Annotated in this window: 14 protein-coding genes and 1 pseudogene; 6 read left to right on the top strand and 9 right to left on the bottom strand. The window is 59.0% G+C overall.

The window, feature by feature from the left end; translation table 11 throughout:
• Positions 1-187: 187 nt before the first annotated feature.
• Genes EOS_RS05845 through EOS_RS05855 form a run of 3 tightly spaced genes read left to right on the top strand, consistent with a single transcriptional unit; the run spans position 188 to position 3,165 of the window.
• Positions 188-508: a nitrile hydratase subunit alpha gene (locus EOS_RS05845; RefSeq protein WP_152693083.1), complete on the top strand. Its 321-nt coding sequence runs from the start codon at positions 188-190 to the stop codon at positions 506-508.
• A 15-nt stretch (positions 509-523) separates the two neighbouring features.
• Positions 524-1,648, top strand: coding sequence for a JmjC domain-containing protein (locus EOS_RS05850; protein WP_047845651.1), 1,125 nt, complete (start codon positions 524-526; stop codon positions 1,646-1,648).
• Positions 1,642-3,165: a DUF4135 domain-containing protein gene (locus EOS_RS05855; RefSeq protein ID WP_152693084.1), complete on the top strand. Its 1,524-nt coding sequence runs from the start codon at positions 1,642-1,644 to the stop codon at positions 3,163-3,165. The genes EOS_RS05850 and EOS_RS05855 overlap by 7 nt, the downstream gene beginning before the upstream one ends.
• A 444-nt stretch (positions 3,166-3,609) precedes the next feature.
• Here the strand turns inward: EOS_RS05855 and EOS_RS47920 are convergent, their stop codons facing one another.
• The 7 genes from EOS_RS47920 to EOS_RS05885 all read right to left on the bottom strand — a co-directional run bounded on the left by EOS_RS47920 (position 3,610) and on the right by EOS_RS05885 (position 11,837).
• Complete coding sequence (locus EOS_RS47920) at positions 3,610-4,092, bottom strand: hypothetical protein (RefSeq protein WP_235442714.1); 483 nt, start codon at positions 4,090-4,092, stop codon at positions 3,610-3,612.
• 53 nt (positions 4,093-4,145) lie between these two features.
• Positions 4,146-5,267, bottom strand: coding sequence for a porin (locus tag EOS_RS05860; protein WP_160312470.1), 1,122 nt, complete (start codon positions 5,265-5,267; stop codon positions 4,146-4,148).
• A 210-nt stretch (positions 5,268-5,477) separates the two neighbouring features.
• Complete coding sequence (locus EOS_RS05865) at positions 5,478-6,200, bottom strand: hypothetical protein (RefSeq protein WP_047845654.1); 723 nt, start codon at positions 6,198-6,200, stop codon at positions 5,478-5,480.
• Positions 6,201-6,258: 58 nt separating this feature from the next.
• On the bottom strand, positions 6,259-7,701 hold the full coding sequence (locus EOS_RS05870; RefSeq protein WP_047845655.1) for an amidohydrolase: 1,443 nt from the start codon (positions 7,699-7,701) through the stop codon (positions 6,259-6,261).
• On the bottom strand, positions 7,698-9,182 hold the full coding sequence (locus EOS_RS05875) for an amidohydrolase (protein WP_047845656.1): 1,485 nt from the start codon (positions 9,180-9,182) through the stop codon (positions 7,698-7,700). The genes EOS_RS05870 and EOS_RS05875 overlap by 4 nt, the downstream gene beginning before the upstream one ends.
• Before the next feature lie 130 nt (positions 9,183-9,312).
• On the bottom strand, positions 9,313-10,641 hold the full coding sequence (locus EOS_RS05880) for an MFS transporter (protein WP_047845657.1): 1,329 nt from the start codon (positions 10,639-10,641) through the stop codon (positions 9,313-9,315).
• A 245-nt stretch (positions 10,642-10,886) separates the two neighbouring features.
• Positions 10,887-11,837, bottom strand: a complete 951-nt coding sequence (locus tag EOS_RS05885) for a LysR family transcriptional regulator (protein WP_047845658.1) — start codon at positions 11,835-11,837, stop codon at positions 10,887-10,889.
• Positions 11,838-12,031: 194 nt separating this feature from the next.
• Between EOS_RS05885 and EOS_RS05890 the strand changes: the two genes are divergently transcribed.
• From EOS_RS05890 to EOS_RS05900, 3 genes are all read left to right on the top strand, one after another.
• Positions 12,032-13,468: an amidohydrolase gene (locus EOS_RS05890; protein WP_047845659.1), complete on the top strand. Its 1,437-nt coding sequence runs from the start codon at positions 12,032-12,034 to the stop codon at positions 13,466-13,468.
• A gap of 36 nt (positions 13,469-13,504) precedes the next feature.
• Positions 13,505-14,287 (top strand): alpha/beta fold hydrolase, encoded by a 783-nt coding sequence (locus EOS_RS05895; RefSeq protein ID WP_047845660.1) that lies wholly within the window; start codon positions 13,505-13,507, stop codon positions 14,285-14,287.
• Positions 14,288-14,428: 141 nt separating this feature from the next.
• Positions 14,429-14,680 (top strand): DUF4148 domain-containing protein, encoded by a 252-nt coding sequence (locus EOS_RS05900; protein WP_082163230.1) that lies wholly within the window; start codon positions 14,429-14,431, stop codon positions 14,678-14,680.
• Between the two features lie 45 nt (positions 14,681-14,725).
• Here the strand turns inward: EOS_RS05900 and EOS_RS05905 are convergent, their stop codons facing one another.
• Both EOS_RS05905 and EOS_RS05910 read right to left on the bottom strand, forming a co-directional pair.
• Entirely contained in the window at positions 14,726-15,424 is a 699-nt protein-coding gene (locus EOS_RS05905) for a hypothetical protein (RefSeq protein WP_047845661.1), read from the bottom strand.
• Positions 15,425-15,478: 54 nt separating this feature from the next.
• A pseudogene (locus EOS_RS05910) lies at positions 15,479-15,716 on the bottom strand (asparaginase); the annotation flags it as partial.

Consider the following 15,716-nt stretch of genomic DNA (forward strand, 5'->3'; position numbering starts at 1 on the left):
ACAGCCCGGAATAATGTCGACATTGCGGTCGTTCGAGCAACTGCTAAAAGGATGGGCAAAGGGAAGGCGGCTAACCCGAAGGTGCGTCCTACCATTTAGCTGAATAATCCATAGGGTCCGAATTGCTTGACACAGCGCGTCGCCTAAGAATATTGTTTTCTCACCACTCGGGGAGGGGGGATCGAAAATGCCACAAAACATGATCGTCCAGGGCGAAGCGCTAGCTGCACAGAAAGCACGAATTCGAGAACAGATGGCTGGGATCGTGCTGAAGTGCTGGCAGGATCCCGCGTTCAAGGCAGCCTTGCTGGCGGATCCGAAAGCAGTCCTTCAAGCCGAGGGCATCCAAGTGAATCCGGATATTGAATACGTTTTCGTGACCGACGAATCACCTAAGCTGCATTTCATCATCCCCGCACCACCGTTAACGCCACCGCTCACGCAAAGCGACATGCTTCAGATCGCGCGAGCAGGAACTCAGCTGATCCTACCGTCGATCATTTGCTGACGCGATTGCCAACTGATGGGATTCTATCCTGGCGACACTGCGCGAAAATTTCGCCTTACGGACGCGACCCCGACCTTCCAGTATTCGCTGGCGGATTTCGAGGTTGATCTTTGGATAAATCGATTTCGGATCGACCAAAACATCCGCATGGCGGGAGCGGATAAGGAGATCTATCCGACGGTCGCTGCGGCGCGGCAGGATGCGCTTCAGTGGATCTTTGAGGGGTTGGCAATTGGCTACACGGCCATTTTCAATAAGTTGAACCATTGCAATCCCCGTATTGCGCAGCTCTGTCACGAGATCAATCATGCATATTCAGAGGGTGCACGTACCTTTGTCACGGCATTTTTGTCCCCGTCGTCCCAACACTGTTTCGGCTACCACTACGACGAGGTTGACGTCTTTCTAGTCCAGATTCACGGGACAAAGTCATGGTCTATTGCCGAGCCCGATACGCCATTTCCAGTTGAGGGAATGCACAAGCCACCAGTAGCTCAGGATCAGTCCGGACGCGAATATCTTCAAGTAGATCTCGAGCCGGGCGATGTTCTATTCATCCCGCGAGGCCACATTCACCGGGGGTCGCCGGGCCAAGCGGGCTCCTTGCATCTGTCCGCAGGCGTTCACGTCCCAACAGTCGCCGACGGCATCGTCGCGATGATCCGCAAAACTAGCATGCTTGAGCAGGCGTTGCGCCGGCCGCTTACAATTGGTCTGCAAGATGAGGCGGTGCACGAAGCCCTGCGAGCACTGGATGGGCGAAGCGGCACGGATACCCCGCATGCGACAAATAGGGTATTCCTTCCACGGGACTGTCTGGCCTCAATCCTGCGCATCGGGAGTCTTGCGCAGGATGACACTCTGGTATGTACGGGAGGAGAGCCCATCATCTATCGACTGTCGCGCGAGCTCTCGACAATCGAGGTGCTTGGCCTTTTGTTCGACTATGGCGTGCGCTCTGAGTTGATCGCTAAAGCGGCTTTCCCTGCAGGATACTTCCGCGCGTTGCAAATGATCAATGACAGGCTCGAATTCACCCCACGCATTCTTACTCAGGAACTCGGCATTGCGATTCCGGACGCACTTGAACTAGGGCGTCAACTTCTCGCCATCGGGGTGCTGGAGTACAAGATTTGCTGATCTCATCCATGATTGGGGGCGCAGATGTCTCAGCAGATGATGACGAGGCAGGCCTCCGAGAAATCGCGAAGACAGTCATTAACCGGCTACAGCCGGACCGGCCTTCCCATCCAGCGGTGGTCGCGGGCCTAGAACTGGAACTTGTCGCGCTCTACAAACGAATGTGCCATCCTTTAAAGAGTGCCGTCGAGCAGCTTTTTAGTGAATTATCGGCAATCGGACTGGCCCAATGGATTAGAGACCAACTTAGCCGCTGCCCAGTTCTCGACAGAGCGCTTCACGAGCAGTCGCGACAGTTAATAACTGAATTCAATGTCGTCGAGCATCGGTATATGCTGGACAAATTAGAACTGCGGAGCGTGTGTTCATGGGTTGTGGATTCTAAACTCGACTCCGTACGGATCGCGTCAGCGGACAAGCACCATGGTCAGCACGTGCTAAGGCTTGATTTTTCCGGTCAGCACTCACTGTATTACAAACCCCGATCCGGATCTGGCGCGCAACTGCTGGCGGATATATCTCATATGCTGTCTCAATGGGGGCTTGAACTTGGCGCGGCCAAAGTTTTAGTGCGCGACGGCTACCATTGGATGGCTGAGGTGCAATATCACCCGGCGCTCAACGGCGAGTCCGCCCAACGGTTTGCGTTCAATGGCGGTGTGCTATACGCCGTCGCGAGCGCGCTGAACGCGTCGGACCTACATTTCGAGAACATCGTCGCTTCTCATAACGGCCCCGTAGTCGTGGATTGCGAAACATTGTGTCAACCACGATTTTCCGAGTCAGCGGCAGCACATCTGCTGAAGCGACCTCGGGAAGAGCACGATGACGTCACGTCGCTGTTCATGAACTTCGACCGCTACGGTGGACAGGAAATCGACTATGGTGGCCTAAGCTGCGTTGACTTCTTCTTCCGTGCCGATCCGAACGCTGGCCTGCAAGTCGTTTTATCGTCGGAGTGCCGACAACTCGTCCAGTATCATAGCCGCAGCGCAGTGGAAGTCGAAGGGCGACGCATAGCCCCGGCGGTCGAATATTTTGAGCTGTTTGTTCAGGGCGTACGGCGCGCTTCGAAGTGTCTCAAGGAGCATAAGGGTGAGTTGCTTGCGCTCATTCAACCTACGTCCACATTTCGCGTTCCACTTCGCGCGACGCGAGTATATGCCGCCCGTCTGACAGAACGCATGTCAGCCATTTGCTTCTCATCCTATGCTTCTGATGCGTGGCAAACTCACGTCGAGTTGGACATAGTCGACGCCCCCCTAGATTTTCTCCTTGCCGCACGGACGATCGCTCGGCAGGAAGAGATTGACCTCAGCGCACTCGACATTCCTGCTGCTTATGTCCGCGCTGACAACGACTGCCTGTTGCTGGGCGGCGCCGTTGTCTCAGGTGTGTTCGATCTATCTCCGCTGGAAGTGATTCGCCGTCGCTTGGAAAGGCTTTCCGATGCAGTGGTCGAAGAGCAGATCGAGATTCTGCGCATGCGATTGTCTAAGTCATCTACGCTGAACTAAGTTGAGACGGCAGCCGACCGACAACTAACGCAAACTGAATCAGATACAGATCATGTGTCGTCGCAGCGCCGCGCGTAGTGGTCGACCACTGATCTCGCAATCGACTGGCGATACGCTGGGCGGCGTCGGCATTGCTTGGAAAATTTCATCGCTCGTCCAATGGCCGCTTTCAGCGTGCAGAGACGGTCGTTCAACCGTTCAACTTCCGCTTCGGGTCTGTGACGGTCAACCATGTCGGCCATTTCTGACGTTGGAAGAGCTGTCACGCGGTGAATGTGTACCCGATGGGGAGGTGTTTTATCAAGGCGATGATGGGAGTGGGTTTGCTGGGATTTTTCGATCCCGCTTCGCAGCACGCACGGCCATCCCCCGCTAGCTCACTGTGCCCGGTCTCGCGAGCAGTACCGGTGCATATTGCGGACCGTCGTGCTATCGCAACATTGCCTACAGCTTTCGTGAGGAAGATCGATAGCGCGGGCCATTCGTCTTCCCGGCCGACATTCCGATCTGTTCCGCCATTTTTGGGGGTAGTTTTGGGGGTAACCTGCCACGGGCCACATCAAGAACTCCTGAGATGACGGGCCTCAGGCGCTTCAATGCGTGTCCCACCCGGCCACCAGAATCCTTAGCGTTATCAGTCATTTGCGCGCCGCGCGTTTCTTTTGGGGACCGGCCGGGGACATCAGTGAATTCTCCAGCCGAGCCATCTCCATATCGTTTGCCCCCATCTAGCCATTTCACATACGTCCTCAGAAAGACTTCGACGCTGCGCCCAAGCTGCTTCGCACAGAATGCCGGCGTCATACCCGAGAAGGGGGCGCCGAAGAAGAACGGATTGCCAGTTTTTTCTTTGATCATGTCGATCACAGATGACTGCCGACTTCCATCCCTTCGGCCTGCAGAAGTCACCCCGAGTTTCTGAGGCATGTTCTTTCCCGCCGTCTCTGCGCCTCAGTCTCGACAAGTTGACAAAGCCGTTCCTAGAACTTCTTCCGGATCCCAACCAGGGCCATGAACTGGCTGTTGTTGCTGGACGCCGCCGTTCCGTTGAGAATCCACGCATGGGCCGTACCGGCGGCTCTTTGGTAGACAACGTTGCTGTACAAGTCGGTCGTCTTCGACAGGAAGTAGTTGATACCCAATGCACCCTGGTTGTAGTGCGTGTTTCCACCGGCGGCAACGGTGCTTCTCTGAGTCGTGTAGAGATAGGCCGCGGTCAGCACCGTAGCGGGCGTGACCTGATAGCGCAAGCTCGTTTCATAGTTGTTGAACTTCAGTGCGCCGCCGACGGTTGCGTCGAAGGCCGCATTTGTATAGATGATGCTCGCGAGGAGCGAGCCGAACGTATAGGTGCCGCCGGCGCCCCATACCGTGTGCTTCGCAATGCCGCCGGCGGCAATCGTCGGAAGTGCACCGTATGTGTTATCCGAAGCTTCCGCACCGGCTGTGCTGTAGCCTGGCTGGGTGACCGTGAAGAAACCCGCATCGAGGTGGACCGGACCGTTCACGTAGTCGGCGCTGCCACTCCATAGGCGGTTGGTATTGATCTGGCCTGGGAGGTTCGAAAACGCGTACAGGGCCTTCGCGGTGAAACCGGCGATGGTAGGTGTCGTGTACTTGATCGCATTGTTGGGCCGGAACGTGCAGTTCATGTCGTCACTGTCATACGGGTGGAACGTATAACCTGACATGTAGAGGGCGGCCATTTCGTTGCCCACATCTTCCTGGAACGGCATGTATTGGCGCCCCGCCGTTACGGTTCCCCAACTGTTGTTGACGAGGCCCACGTACGCGCTGCGGCCGAACATCCGGCCGCCTTGTCCGAGCGCGCCGTTCTGAATGTTGAAGCCGTTTTCAAGCCTGAAGGTGGCTTGCGTGCCGCCTCCGATGTCTTCGAAGCCGAGCAAGCCCCACCGGTTCGCCGACATGGCGCCGGGCAGCGCCTGAATGCCGTGATTGATGTGGCCATTGGTCGAACCCATGTTGCTCGTGTAACCGATTGCCGAATCGACGAGCCCATATAGCGTCACGCTGCTTTGCGCGTGCGCGGTACTTGCGATGGAGCCGAGCAGGGTAGCGGTGACTAGAACTTTCCTACGCATTTTAAACATCCTCTTAAAGTGCTGCATAGATCGCCCAAAAATGTTCTTATTGATGCTCGATTTTTCGGGTCGATTAGTTGACGGAGTTGAATTCCAAACGTGATCGACTATCTATTTATAATTAGCATTACTAATATTTAACCGTGTAATGTGAGGTATTGAATGAAGCCTCTTCGGGCTCGGCTTTCTCCTTTTGTGTCAGCTTGCGAACTACAGTGGTGTTTCGAAGTACTTCCCGTTGTCTGGAGCAACTACGGTGGTGAGCATCGGGTAGTGACAAGCGCGTCCCGAGAACGCCGGAAACCGTCCATTGTCGTCTCGCATTCGCGCACGCACGGGCGACGTCAGCGCCTCAGCGAGTAGTTGCGATGAAGGGAAGGTCAGCATGTTTCGCTGCATGTGGTTCACCCGCGTCCATGGCATCGAGTCACACCAGTCGACCCGGGTGAATACGTTGACCTGCCGTACGTTCGGATAGTCGAGCATGATCTGAGGATGATGCGCGATGTAGTAGGAAAGCCATTCGTTGAAATTTTCCGCGGCACCTGGGTAGTGCACGAGATAGCTGCACAACGCCGGTTCCGCGATCGTCCTCGTGAGAGGTAGAAACGTTCGAGTGAGCATGGCCTGATGCGTGACCAGGCTTGCGCCTGTCGCGAGCCAGTCGTCCGACTGCGCAAGCCGCCAGAGATGTCCGCTCTCGGCGACTTGTGACTCGAGCGCCTCGATGCAGGCGAACTCCAGCCGGAGCGCGAGCAGGGGAGAATGCCCGTCGTCGTGATAAGTCGTGATCTGGGCGGGTGTATAAAGTTCGGCCTTCAATAAGTCAGGTGTCGCGCGGATGGTCTCCTGAATGAGCCCATAATGTGCCGCGCTTATCCGAGCGCCCGGATCGTGCTCGTTGGTCGCCGTAATGAAGTAAGAAAATGTCATGGATCAGATCAGCTTAAGTGCGTGCAAGGCGTGCGGTTTGGAATCAGGCAAGATTTCTTTATCCCGTCCTTTTACTTCTACGCAGCGGCGGCGCGAGCACCGCTTCGGGAATAGGGCAGACGTAGCGACGTCCACCCGTAAGGCGCGCATGTTCTGCCCGAGCAGCGCTGATATACGGCGGCTCGGTCAACAGATTCACCGCGGTTGCCGCGAGCACCTTCGCTGCATGCAGCATTCCTTTGTGTGCGGCGGGCAGTTTCCCTTGGGACACCAACTGCCACGTATGCATGTTGGTACCCACGGCGTAGCACGCGCCGAGGTATTGGGTTGTCGGCACGATCCAACTCACGTCTCCGACATCGCTCGATCCTGTCAACGAGCCAGGTTTTTCGTTCAGTGAAAGCGGCGCATCGGCGAGTCCATGGGCGTCGGCGGGTCCTCGATAGGCGTCGAGGCATTCCTGCAAATCAGCCGCGCTGATGTTCCCGGCGAGCCGCGTGACGAAATCGCGGTCGAACTGGTCGAAGGGTGGGGGACCGAGCCACTCGAGGTTATCCATGATCAAGGCTTCGATCGTTTCGTTGCGCAGCACGTCGGAGCATGCGCGATCGACTTCGACCTCGACGCTCGTTTCGGACATCAGCGCAGCGCCCGCACCGATTCGCCGGACACGCTCGAATAGCGCACGCGCCTGCTCGATGTTCGGCGCGCGGACGACGTACAGCACTTCGGCACGAGCCTGGACAACGTTCGCAGCCAGGCCGCCGGCATCGGTGATGGCGTAATGGACGCGAGCCTCGGCGGGCATGTGCTCGCGCAGGAAATTCACACCGACGTTCATCAGTTCAACCGCATCGAGCGCGCTGCGTCCCAGATGGGGTGAAGCCGCTGCGTGCGAGGCCACGCCGGAAAAGCGGAAGAATGCCTGAATCACCGCCAGCGATTTGTACTTGAAAATCCCCGAGAAAGGGCCGGGGTGCCAGGTCAACGCAAAGTCGATCTCGTCGAAGACGCCCTCGCGAGCCATGTAGGTCTTGCCCGCACCACCTTCCTCGGCAGGGCATCCGAAATACCGAACGATCCCTGGCAAACCTTGGGAAACGAGGTAGTCGCGCGTGGCAACCGCGGCCAGCATCGCACCGACACCGAGCAGGTGATGGCCGCATCCGTGTCCGTTGCCCCCGGCGCATACCGGGCATGCTTCTACGGCCGCGGCTTGCTGGCTCATGTTCGACAATGCATCGTATTCGCCCAGGAAACCGGCGACGGGCCCTGCATCGCCGGCCTCGGCGACGAACGCCGTCGGCAGACCGGCGAGGCTCCTCGTGATCCGAAATCCTTCGCGCTCAAGCATCTCGATCTGCGCTTCGACTGAGCGAAATTCTTCCCAACGCGCCTCGGCAAGATCCCAGATCCGATCCGCAAGTTCAATATAGGTGTCGCGCTTTGCTTCGACGAGTTGCTCGATGAGCGCGAGCCTCTGGCTATCTTCACGCTTCATGCGTCGACTCTTGCGTATTGGATTGGAAACGACCCCCGCATCGAGCCTCTTTGCGTTCGACCTTCTCGGGCGACGGGAGGAAGCACGTCGTCCGGGATGGGGCAGAAGTAGGCTTCATCAGCCGATTGCTCACGCAACTCCGCCTTGGCCTGTTCAAGCAACAAAGGACTCGCGTAGAGTGCTGCGGCGGTGGCAGCCATGACCTTTGCGATATGAAGCATGCCTTTGTGCGCTATCGACGATTTGCCTTGTGCGACCAACTGCCAGGAATGGAACGGCGTACCCAGCGCGAAACAGGCGCCGAGACAGCGGGCAGTCGGTACGACCCAACTGACATCTCCTACATCGGTTGAGGCGGGCAACAACGACGGCATCGATTCAGCGGGCAGAACCCCGTCATGCAGGACTCCAACGAGCCGATGGGCGCCGAAAATCGACAAGCTATCCTTCGCTTCGGCGGGTGAAATCGCGGCGTGCATGCGCGCGGCAAACTCATGATCGACGATATCGAACGGTGTTGGACCGATCGCGAGCATGCGTTCGTACATCAGACCGGACAGCACCTTGTTGGGCTTCATATTCGACATTGCCTTCTCCACCCGGCATACGACGGTGGTGTCGGTCATCATCGCGGCGCCGTCCGCAATCTTTCGCAGACGCTCGAGCAGCGAATGGATCGTGGAGAGTTCTGGTGCGCGCAATTGATAGACGACCTCGGCGCGAGCCTGCACGACGTTGGGCGCTGTCCCTCCCGTATCGTGCAGTGCGTAGTGAAGGCGGGCGTCGCTGGGCATGTGCTCGCGCAGATAGTTGGCGGCAACATTCATCAGCGTGACGGCGTCGAGTGCACTGCGTCCCAGGTGAGGCGCGGCCGCCGCATGCGCAGCGACGCCGTTGAACGTGAAGCGCGCGTGGAGCGTCGCAAGGGTTGTCATCGCGTCGATGGCGAGGACGCTTGCGGGATGCCAGGTGAGTGCGGTGTCGAGATCGGCGAATGCGCCAGCTCGCGTCATGAACGTCTTTCCGGCTCCGCCTTCCTCGGCGGGACAGCCGTAATAGCGGACCCGGCCCGGGCGGCCGGACGCATGGAGCCAATCCTTGATGGCGAACGCGGACATCAGTGTCGCGCCGCCCAGCAGGTTGTGGCCGCATCCATGTCCGCTGCCGGCGTCTACAGCAGGTTGTCGGCTGGCGGAGTTGGCGATCTGGCTGAGATGAGGCAACGCGTCGTACTCGCCGAGAAAGCCGATGACGGGGCCGCCATCGCCGGCTTCGGCGACAAACGCAGTAGGGATGCCCGCAACGTCACGCGTGATTCGAAAGCCATGCCGCTCGAGTTCGCGGATTTGCAGTTCAGCCGACTCGTACTCTGCATAGGCCGTTTCGGCGAGATCCCACAGCCGGTCGCTCAGGTGGACACATACCTCACGGTACGATTCGATCCGTGCGGCAATCTCTTGATCGAGTTGATCGAAATTCACTTGCTATCCCTTTTGATTGAAGCACGCAGTCCGTCGCTGTTCGACCCGCAATCGAAACGACAGGTCAGGCCGTGCATCCGAATCACGAACATGAATAATTGATCGGGGTGGTTCGACTATCTACAGGCGGCTAGATTCCTGCCTTGGCGTGGAACCCGCTGTTGCGACCCAGCGTTGCGCGATGCCGCATGTAGAGCGTCAGGACGGCGAGCAGCGAGATTGCATTTGCAGCGAGCAGATACCAGGCCGGCGACATCGGATCGGCGGTCCTGGCGGCGAGCCATGCGACTACCACTTGCGCGCTGCCGCCGAATATCGTGGTCGGCACGCTGAAACAGATGGACACGCACGTGCTGCGAATCGCGTTAGGGAATATCTCGGGGATGAAGCACAGCTGGAATGGCGCCATTAGCACGCGCAACAACGTCAGCAGTCCGACCATCGAAAGAAAGGTGGCGGCAGTGCCGTTCTGGGTTACCCAGACGAATAACGGCACGATCGCCAGAACCGTCAGAAGCTGCGGCAGCAGCATCCACTTCGTATTGGGAAACCGGTCGTAGATCAGGCCTGCGGTCAGCGATGCGACGATTCCCACACCGCCGGTGATGAGTCCGACCAGCATCGAGGTCGAAGTGGGCAGGTGCAACACGCGCAAGCCGTAGGTCGTCATGTAGTACCCGACAACATACACCGTGATCGTCGGCCCAATCAGCACGGCACACGAGATCAGCAAATCGGCAAGGTGCTTGCTGACGATGACGGATACGAGCTCACTCGTCCCTTTGACTGCGGACTCGAGATCGAGGGTTTCGCTCAGTTGCTTGCGGATATACAGTCCGACCGGCGCGATCAGCAGACCGACGACGAACGGTACGCGCCATCCCCACTCCTCGAGCGCAGCGGGCGACAGCATCGACGACACGACGTAGCCGACCAGCCCGCCGAGCAGCGAGGCCACGCCTTGGGTCGCAAGCTGCCAGCTCGTGTAGAAGCCGCGCCGGTTCGACGCCGCCATTTCAAGCAGGTATGTTGTCGCGGGCCCCATTTCGCCACCGGCTGAAAATCCTTGCAGCAGGCGGCCGATGACGACGAGGACGGGGGCCACCATGCCGATCGTCGCATACGATGGCGTGAACGCGAGGATCGCGGTGCCGAGCGCCATCAGGCCGATCGTAAGAGACAGCGCCGCCTTGCGGCCTGAACGGTCCGCGTAGGCACCGATCACCAGGCCGCCGATCGGCCGTGCGACGAAACCGACGCCGAACACGGCGACCGATGCGATCACCTGGCTCGCCGGAGAAAACGCCGGGAAAAAGGCCTTGCCGATAAACACCGCAAAGAAGGCGTAAACCGTGAAGTCGAAGAACTCCAGGGCGTTACCCACGACCACCGCGATGAAGTCGCGGGTCGATGCAGTCTGGACTGTCGAGTGCTCGCACCCGTTTGCTTGATTTGGCACACCCGTCTCCGAATTTGGGTTAGCGCCGGCGTTGTTGCCGCGCGGTTGAAAAAATAATGTAGTTCGTTTTTACTGTCGTCAACGGGTCAAAATTCATCAGGCTTCATCTGGTCTCATGTGGCTTTCGTGACCGATGGATCATTCAGAAAGTACGCACGAAGCAATCCGGCGCCATGCTTGTCCGGCATGGAGCGAATGGGCCGCGTCGTGAGAAACAGCTCGCTGCGAAACCGGATGCGTACCGCCTACAACAGGCACTCGACAGAGTGAAAGAGCCGGCGCTTTAAAGGATCTTCCGAGGTCATGGAAGTGCGGATTACGCTCGTCAGGCACTCCACGAAGTATTTAGCGGCATTGCTAAGCGGCGCACCCCGCCGGTATATGAGACTGACCTCGGCCTCGGCAATCGAGTCGACGAGCGGGAGGACTGCTAATCGTTCCTTGCTCACGAGCAGTTCAGCGAGTGGCCAGGGCATCAGCGTCAGCATATTCGTGCTTGCGACCAGCCCAAGCGCGATGGCGCTGGAATGCGATATGTGAATGCGTGGTTCGTAGACACGGCAGTATTCGGTGAACGCGTTGTCCGCGGCGAGCTCGTCGACGGAAGAGTCGCGATTCAGGATCCACTCGGCGTCCTTCAATTCATGCAGCGATCTGCACTCGGCCAGGCGATGTTCTGCCCGGGCGACCACCGCGTAGCCCGTGCGAAACAGCGGGACATGGGTGAACTCCTCCGTTTGCGTAACGGGGCTGGCCCTTCCAATCGAGATATCGAGTGTTCCATCACGCAATCTGGGTATCGACACGGTTGCCAATCCTTCGAAGAATTCGATCTTTACCTCGGGCATACGTGTCTGGAACAGGCCGACAACCTCTCCGAGCAACGTTAGACCGACCCACGACACCGCTGCAATCGACAGGGTGCCGTCCCTCATACCGGATAGCCGCTCCATTTCCTGCCGCGCACGTGCCAATTGCCCGACTGTCAGCCTCGCATGACCGAGCAGCGTCTGGCCTGCCTCGGTCAGCGTCACACCGGTGGCCTCGCGAATGATCAGAGTGACATTCAGATCTTCCTCGAGCTCGCGTATCGCCTTCGTAATGGCGGCTGGCGAGAGGTCCGTGGCGCGGGCTGCGTTCCGGATGCTGCCGGTGTCGGCTATTGCAACAAGTGCGCGGAGTTGATGTAGCTTCATGGTCAATGTATGACGCCAAATTTTGTCAGGAGGAGACAACCGGGAGTCAACAGCAACACTTTCATTGAGGTGTTGGCTTGTCATCTGTCGACATACTCTACGCCAGCAGAAATCGGAAAGATTGGCGGCCGGTTGCCGCCGCGAATCTTTCCGAACCGACTACCGACTACCGATCCCGAACGAATGGAGGTTATGTGAAGCACGCAGCACAGGTGAAGCGTCTCGTCGAGGCAAAGCAGCAGCGATACCTTGAACTGGCAAATGAAATCTGGGCGCATGCCGAGATGCGCTACAGCGAATACCGCTCTGCCGAACTGCATGCGGCGCTGCTCGAGGAGGAAGGGTTTCGCGTGACGCGTGGCGTAGCCGGAATGCCGACGGCGTTCGTGGCAGAGGCGGGCAGCGGCGGCCCGGTCATCGGATTTCTCGGCGAGTACGATGCCTTGGCCGGACTGAGCCAGGAAAGCGGAGCGCTGACCTGCGTACCGGCCGCTGACGGAGTCAACACCAACGGACACGGCTGCGGCCATCACCTGCTCGGCGCGGGCGCACATCTCGCTGCAGTTGCCGCGAGAGATTACTTTGCCGAAAACCATATCGCTGCCACGGTGAGGTTCTACGGTTGCCCCGCCGAGGAAGCGGCCGCCGGCAAGACGTTCATGGCGCGCGCCGGATTGTTCGATGACCTCGACGTTGCGTTGAGCTGGCATCCGTCGGTAGCCAATTCGGTGTTCATGAATGCCACGCTCGCGAACGTCCAGGCGTATTTCCGCTTTCACGGCAAGGCTGCGCACGCGGCATTGGCGCCGCATCTTGGGCGCAGCGCGCTGGACGCCGCGGAACTCATGAATGTCGGTGTCAACTATCTGCGCGAGCACATGCCGGATCAGGCGCGCGTGCATTTCGCCTACATCAATTCCGGCGGCATTTCGACCAACGTGGTGCCGGTGCTCGCCGAACTGCTTTATACAGTGCGATCCCCTCACAGCGCAGACGCGCGCGACCTGTTCGAGCGCGTCAAGCAGATCGCGAACGGTGCCGCATTGATGACCGGCACACGTCTCGAGATCGTTTTCGACAAGGCATGCTCGAACGTGCTGCATAACGATACGCTCGACCAGGTTCTCGACGCGAACATGCGGGCGCTCGGTGGCTTCGACGTCAGCGAGCGCGACGTTGAATTCGCCAGGCAGATTCAGCAGACCATTTCGCTTGGCGATTTCGAGAACAGCGCCCGTCATTTCGCGGTGGCCCTGCGTGACCCGCGGCCGATCGTGACTGAAATCCAGCCGTATCGGGCCGACATGATCCGCCCGGTGACAGGTTCGACCGATGTAGGCGATGTCACCTGGGTCGTCCCGACCACGCAATGCCTGACGTCCTGCTTCGCGTGGGGAACAGGTTTTCACTCATGGCAAATGGTCTCGCAGGGAAAGGCGACGCTGGCTCACCGGGGCATGTTGCTCGCCGCGCAGACGCTGGCGGCGACCGCCGTCGATCTGGCCGCCCAACCGGATGTGCTGCGCGCAGCAAAAGCGGAACTCGACGAAAAGCGCGGGTACAAGTCTTATGATTGCCCGATCCCGCCCGATGTCTTGCCCCCGCCGGCGCGTACTTTAGCGACCGCCTGAGCGCCACGGGTCGGGCCTATCGACCGGGAATCATCCATGCGCGTTCTCACGCTCTCCGGGCACAATGCGATGCTGCGCTTCCATGACCTTCCGGGGTCAGGCACGCCGCTGGTGTTTATCCATGGGCTTGGCTGCGCGTCCTCGTGCGACTACCCGCAAGTGATTGCGGATTCGGCATTGACCGGGCGGCGCGGCATTCTGGTCGATTTGCTGGGATCCGGATATAGCGATAGGCCCGAGCGTTTTGGATATCGTGTAGAAGACCATGCTCGAATCGTCGTCGAACTCATTCAGGGTCTCGAAAGGGAAGTCGATCTCTTCGGTCATAGCATGGGCGGGGCGGTCGCTATCGTCGCTGCTACGATGGCGCCTCGCGAGGTGCGCCGGCTGGTTCTCGCAGAGCCGAATCTTGACGCGGGCGGAGGATTGTTCAGTCGCAAGATTGCCGCCTATTCCGAATCTGACTACGTGCTATACGGCCACGCGCAAATGGTCGCGACCGCGTCGAAAGAAGGCGATCCCGGTTGGGCGGCTACTCTCGCGATCTCCTGTCCCAGAGCAATCCATCGTGCGGCGACATCACTGGTACAAGGCGTATCACTGCCGTGGCGCCAATTGTTGTTCGGGTTAAAAATGCCGCGCTCAGTGATTTTCGGCGAGCACTCGCTACCGCATCCCGACGCCCTCAGCTTGCCGAGAGCAGGTATCGCGGTCGACATCGTGCATAAAGCAGGGCACTTCATGATGCGGGACAATCCAGCGGGCCTGGCCTCTGCTATCAATGCCGCGTTGTCCGGCGATTCTTCGAGCGACGCTTGAGCGACGCTTGCGGATACCTTTCGGGAATCTCGGGACACGCATTTTGCTTTCCACGCCTTTCAGTTGTTGCAGATTCACACCTATACTTGGCTGAGCGAGGCTGGTCCAACCTCATCTAGCGCCTCGCCAGGAGTGTGGATCATGAACATGCCTAGAATGATGCTGCCGCTTGCCGCAACGCTGGTTCTTCTCCCCGGGGTTGCGTTCGCGCAAACATCGAACGATAGCCCTGTCACCCGGACGAAGGTGACGCAGGAACTCAGGGAACTGATCGGCGTTGGATATCAGCCTGACTTAGTGCGGTATGACTATCCGAACGACCTCGTTGCGGCGCAAAAGCGTCTTGATGCCAAACGCGCAGCTCAAGGTATTGCCACTGCTCCAACGCAGTAGTGGAAATACCGGGTTCGGCACGCTGCAACGCTGGACCCGGCGGGCTCACTTCACGAGTGTCCGCGCCGACATTGGATGATGGATGTTGCTGCCTTCAAACGGCGGAAAGCGCTCGAAATCGGCGCGCATCTGATGACGCACGGGCGAATTCATCGCGACGGTTATCGCTTCGGCGCTGTCGAACATAAGCTTGTTGCGCTGCATGTAGTGAACCCTTGCCCACGGCATCGCGTCGACCCAGTCCACGCGGGTGAAGATCTCTATTTCGCGCACGCCGTCGAAGAACTTCATGATTTGCGGGTGATGCGCGAGGTAATAGGCGAGCCATTCGTCGAGATTTTCCGCACGGCCAGGATAGTGGACCAGGAACTGGCAGGGTAGCGTGCCATCGGGTACGCGCGGCATGGGGTCGAGCACCGGGAACGGTCGGCGCGCCATCACCTGCTGTTCGACGGCGCACGCCGCGAGGCTCGGAAAATCGCGGTGCGCGATGCTTTGCAGGTGACCATCGGCGGCAATGGATGCTTCGAGCGCTGCGAGGGTATCGAAGTCCAGTTGCAGCGCGAAGATGGGCGAAGGACCGTCGTTCGTGTAGTAATCGTCGGCGCGCTGCGGCGTGTAGAGGCGCGCGCGGCGAAGATTTGGCGTGGAGTCGATGCGCGTGGTCATCGTCTCCAGATCGCCTGCGCTAATACGCGCGTCCGGGTCGGGATGCGTGAAGGTGACGAGATAGGAAAGTTGCATGATGATCGGGTCAATGGCTGAGAGGGAAGAGCGCCGCGCTCATCGCACGTCGCATCAGAGTGCGAGCAGGCGCGCCTGAAGACGCGGCAAGTCGATACCGCCGCTCGCGTCGTCGGCCGCGATCGCGAGCATCAGCGCAATGCGCAACTTGGGCGGCGCGAGATCGCCGCCTGCCAGCAGGCCGTCGGTCGTGAGGAAGCGCTGCATGGGCACGGTGCCACGCGGTGCGCGTGTCGCCTGCACGACGACCACGCCCGCCTGCGCCGCGCGTACGAGCGCGCTCGTTTCCTTC

The sequence above is a fragment of the Caballeronia mineralivorans PML1(12) genome (genome assembly GCF_001028175.1).
GTDB classification, from domain to species: Bacteria; Pseudomonadota; Gammaproteobacteria; order Burkholderiales; family Burkholderiaceae; genus Caballeronia; species Caballeronia mineralivorans.

Bases quoted from the DNA above. Each gene is read 5' to 3' on its own strand.
- EOS_RS05845 (WP_152693083.1), top strand. From the start codon at position 188: ATGCCACAAAACATGATCGTCCAGGGCGAAGCGCTAGCTGCACAGAAA.
- EOS_RS05850 (WP_047845651.1), top strand. From the start codon at position 524: ATGGGATTCTATCCTGGCGACACTGCGCGAAAATTTCGCCTTACGGAC.
- EOS_RS05865 (WP_047845654.1), bottom strand. From the start codon at position 6,200: ATGACATTTTCTTACTTCATTACGGCGACCAACGAGCACGATCCGGGC.
- EOS_RS05905 (WP_047845661.1), bottom strand. From the start codon at position 15,424: ATGCAACTTTCCTATCTCGTCACCTTCACGCATCCCGACCCGGACGCG.
- EOS_RS47920 (WP_235442714.1), bottom strand. From the start codon at position 4,092: ATGCCTCAGAAACTCGGGGTGACTTCTGCAGGCCGAAGGGATGGAAGT.
- EOS_RS05900 (WP_082163230.1), top strand. From the start codon at position 14,429: ATGAACATGCCTAGAATGATGCTGCCGCTTGCCGCAACGCTGGTTCTT.
- EOS_RS05885 (WP_047845658.1), bottom strand. From the start codon at position 11,837: ATGAAGCTACATCAACTCCGCGCACTTGTTGCAATAGCCGACACCGGC.
- EOS_RS05860 (WP_160312470.1), bottom strand. From the start codon at position 5,267: ATGCGTAGGAAAGTTCTAGTCACCGCTACCCTGCTCGGCTCCATCGCA.
- EOS_RS05870 (WP_047845655.1), bottom strand. From the start codon at position 7,701: ATGAAGCGTGAAGATAGCCAGAGGCTCGCGCTCATCGAGCAACTCGTC.
- EOS_RS05895 (WP_047845660.1), top strand. From the start codon at position 13,505: ATGCGCGTTCTCACGCTCTCCGGGCACAATGCGATGCTGCGCTTCCAT.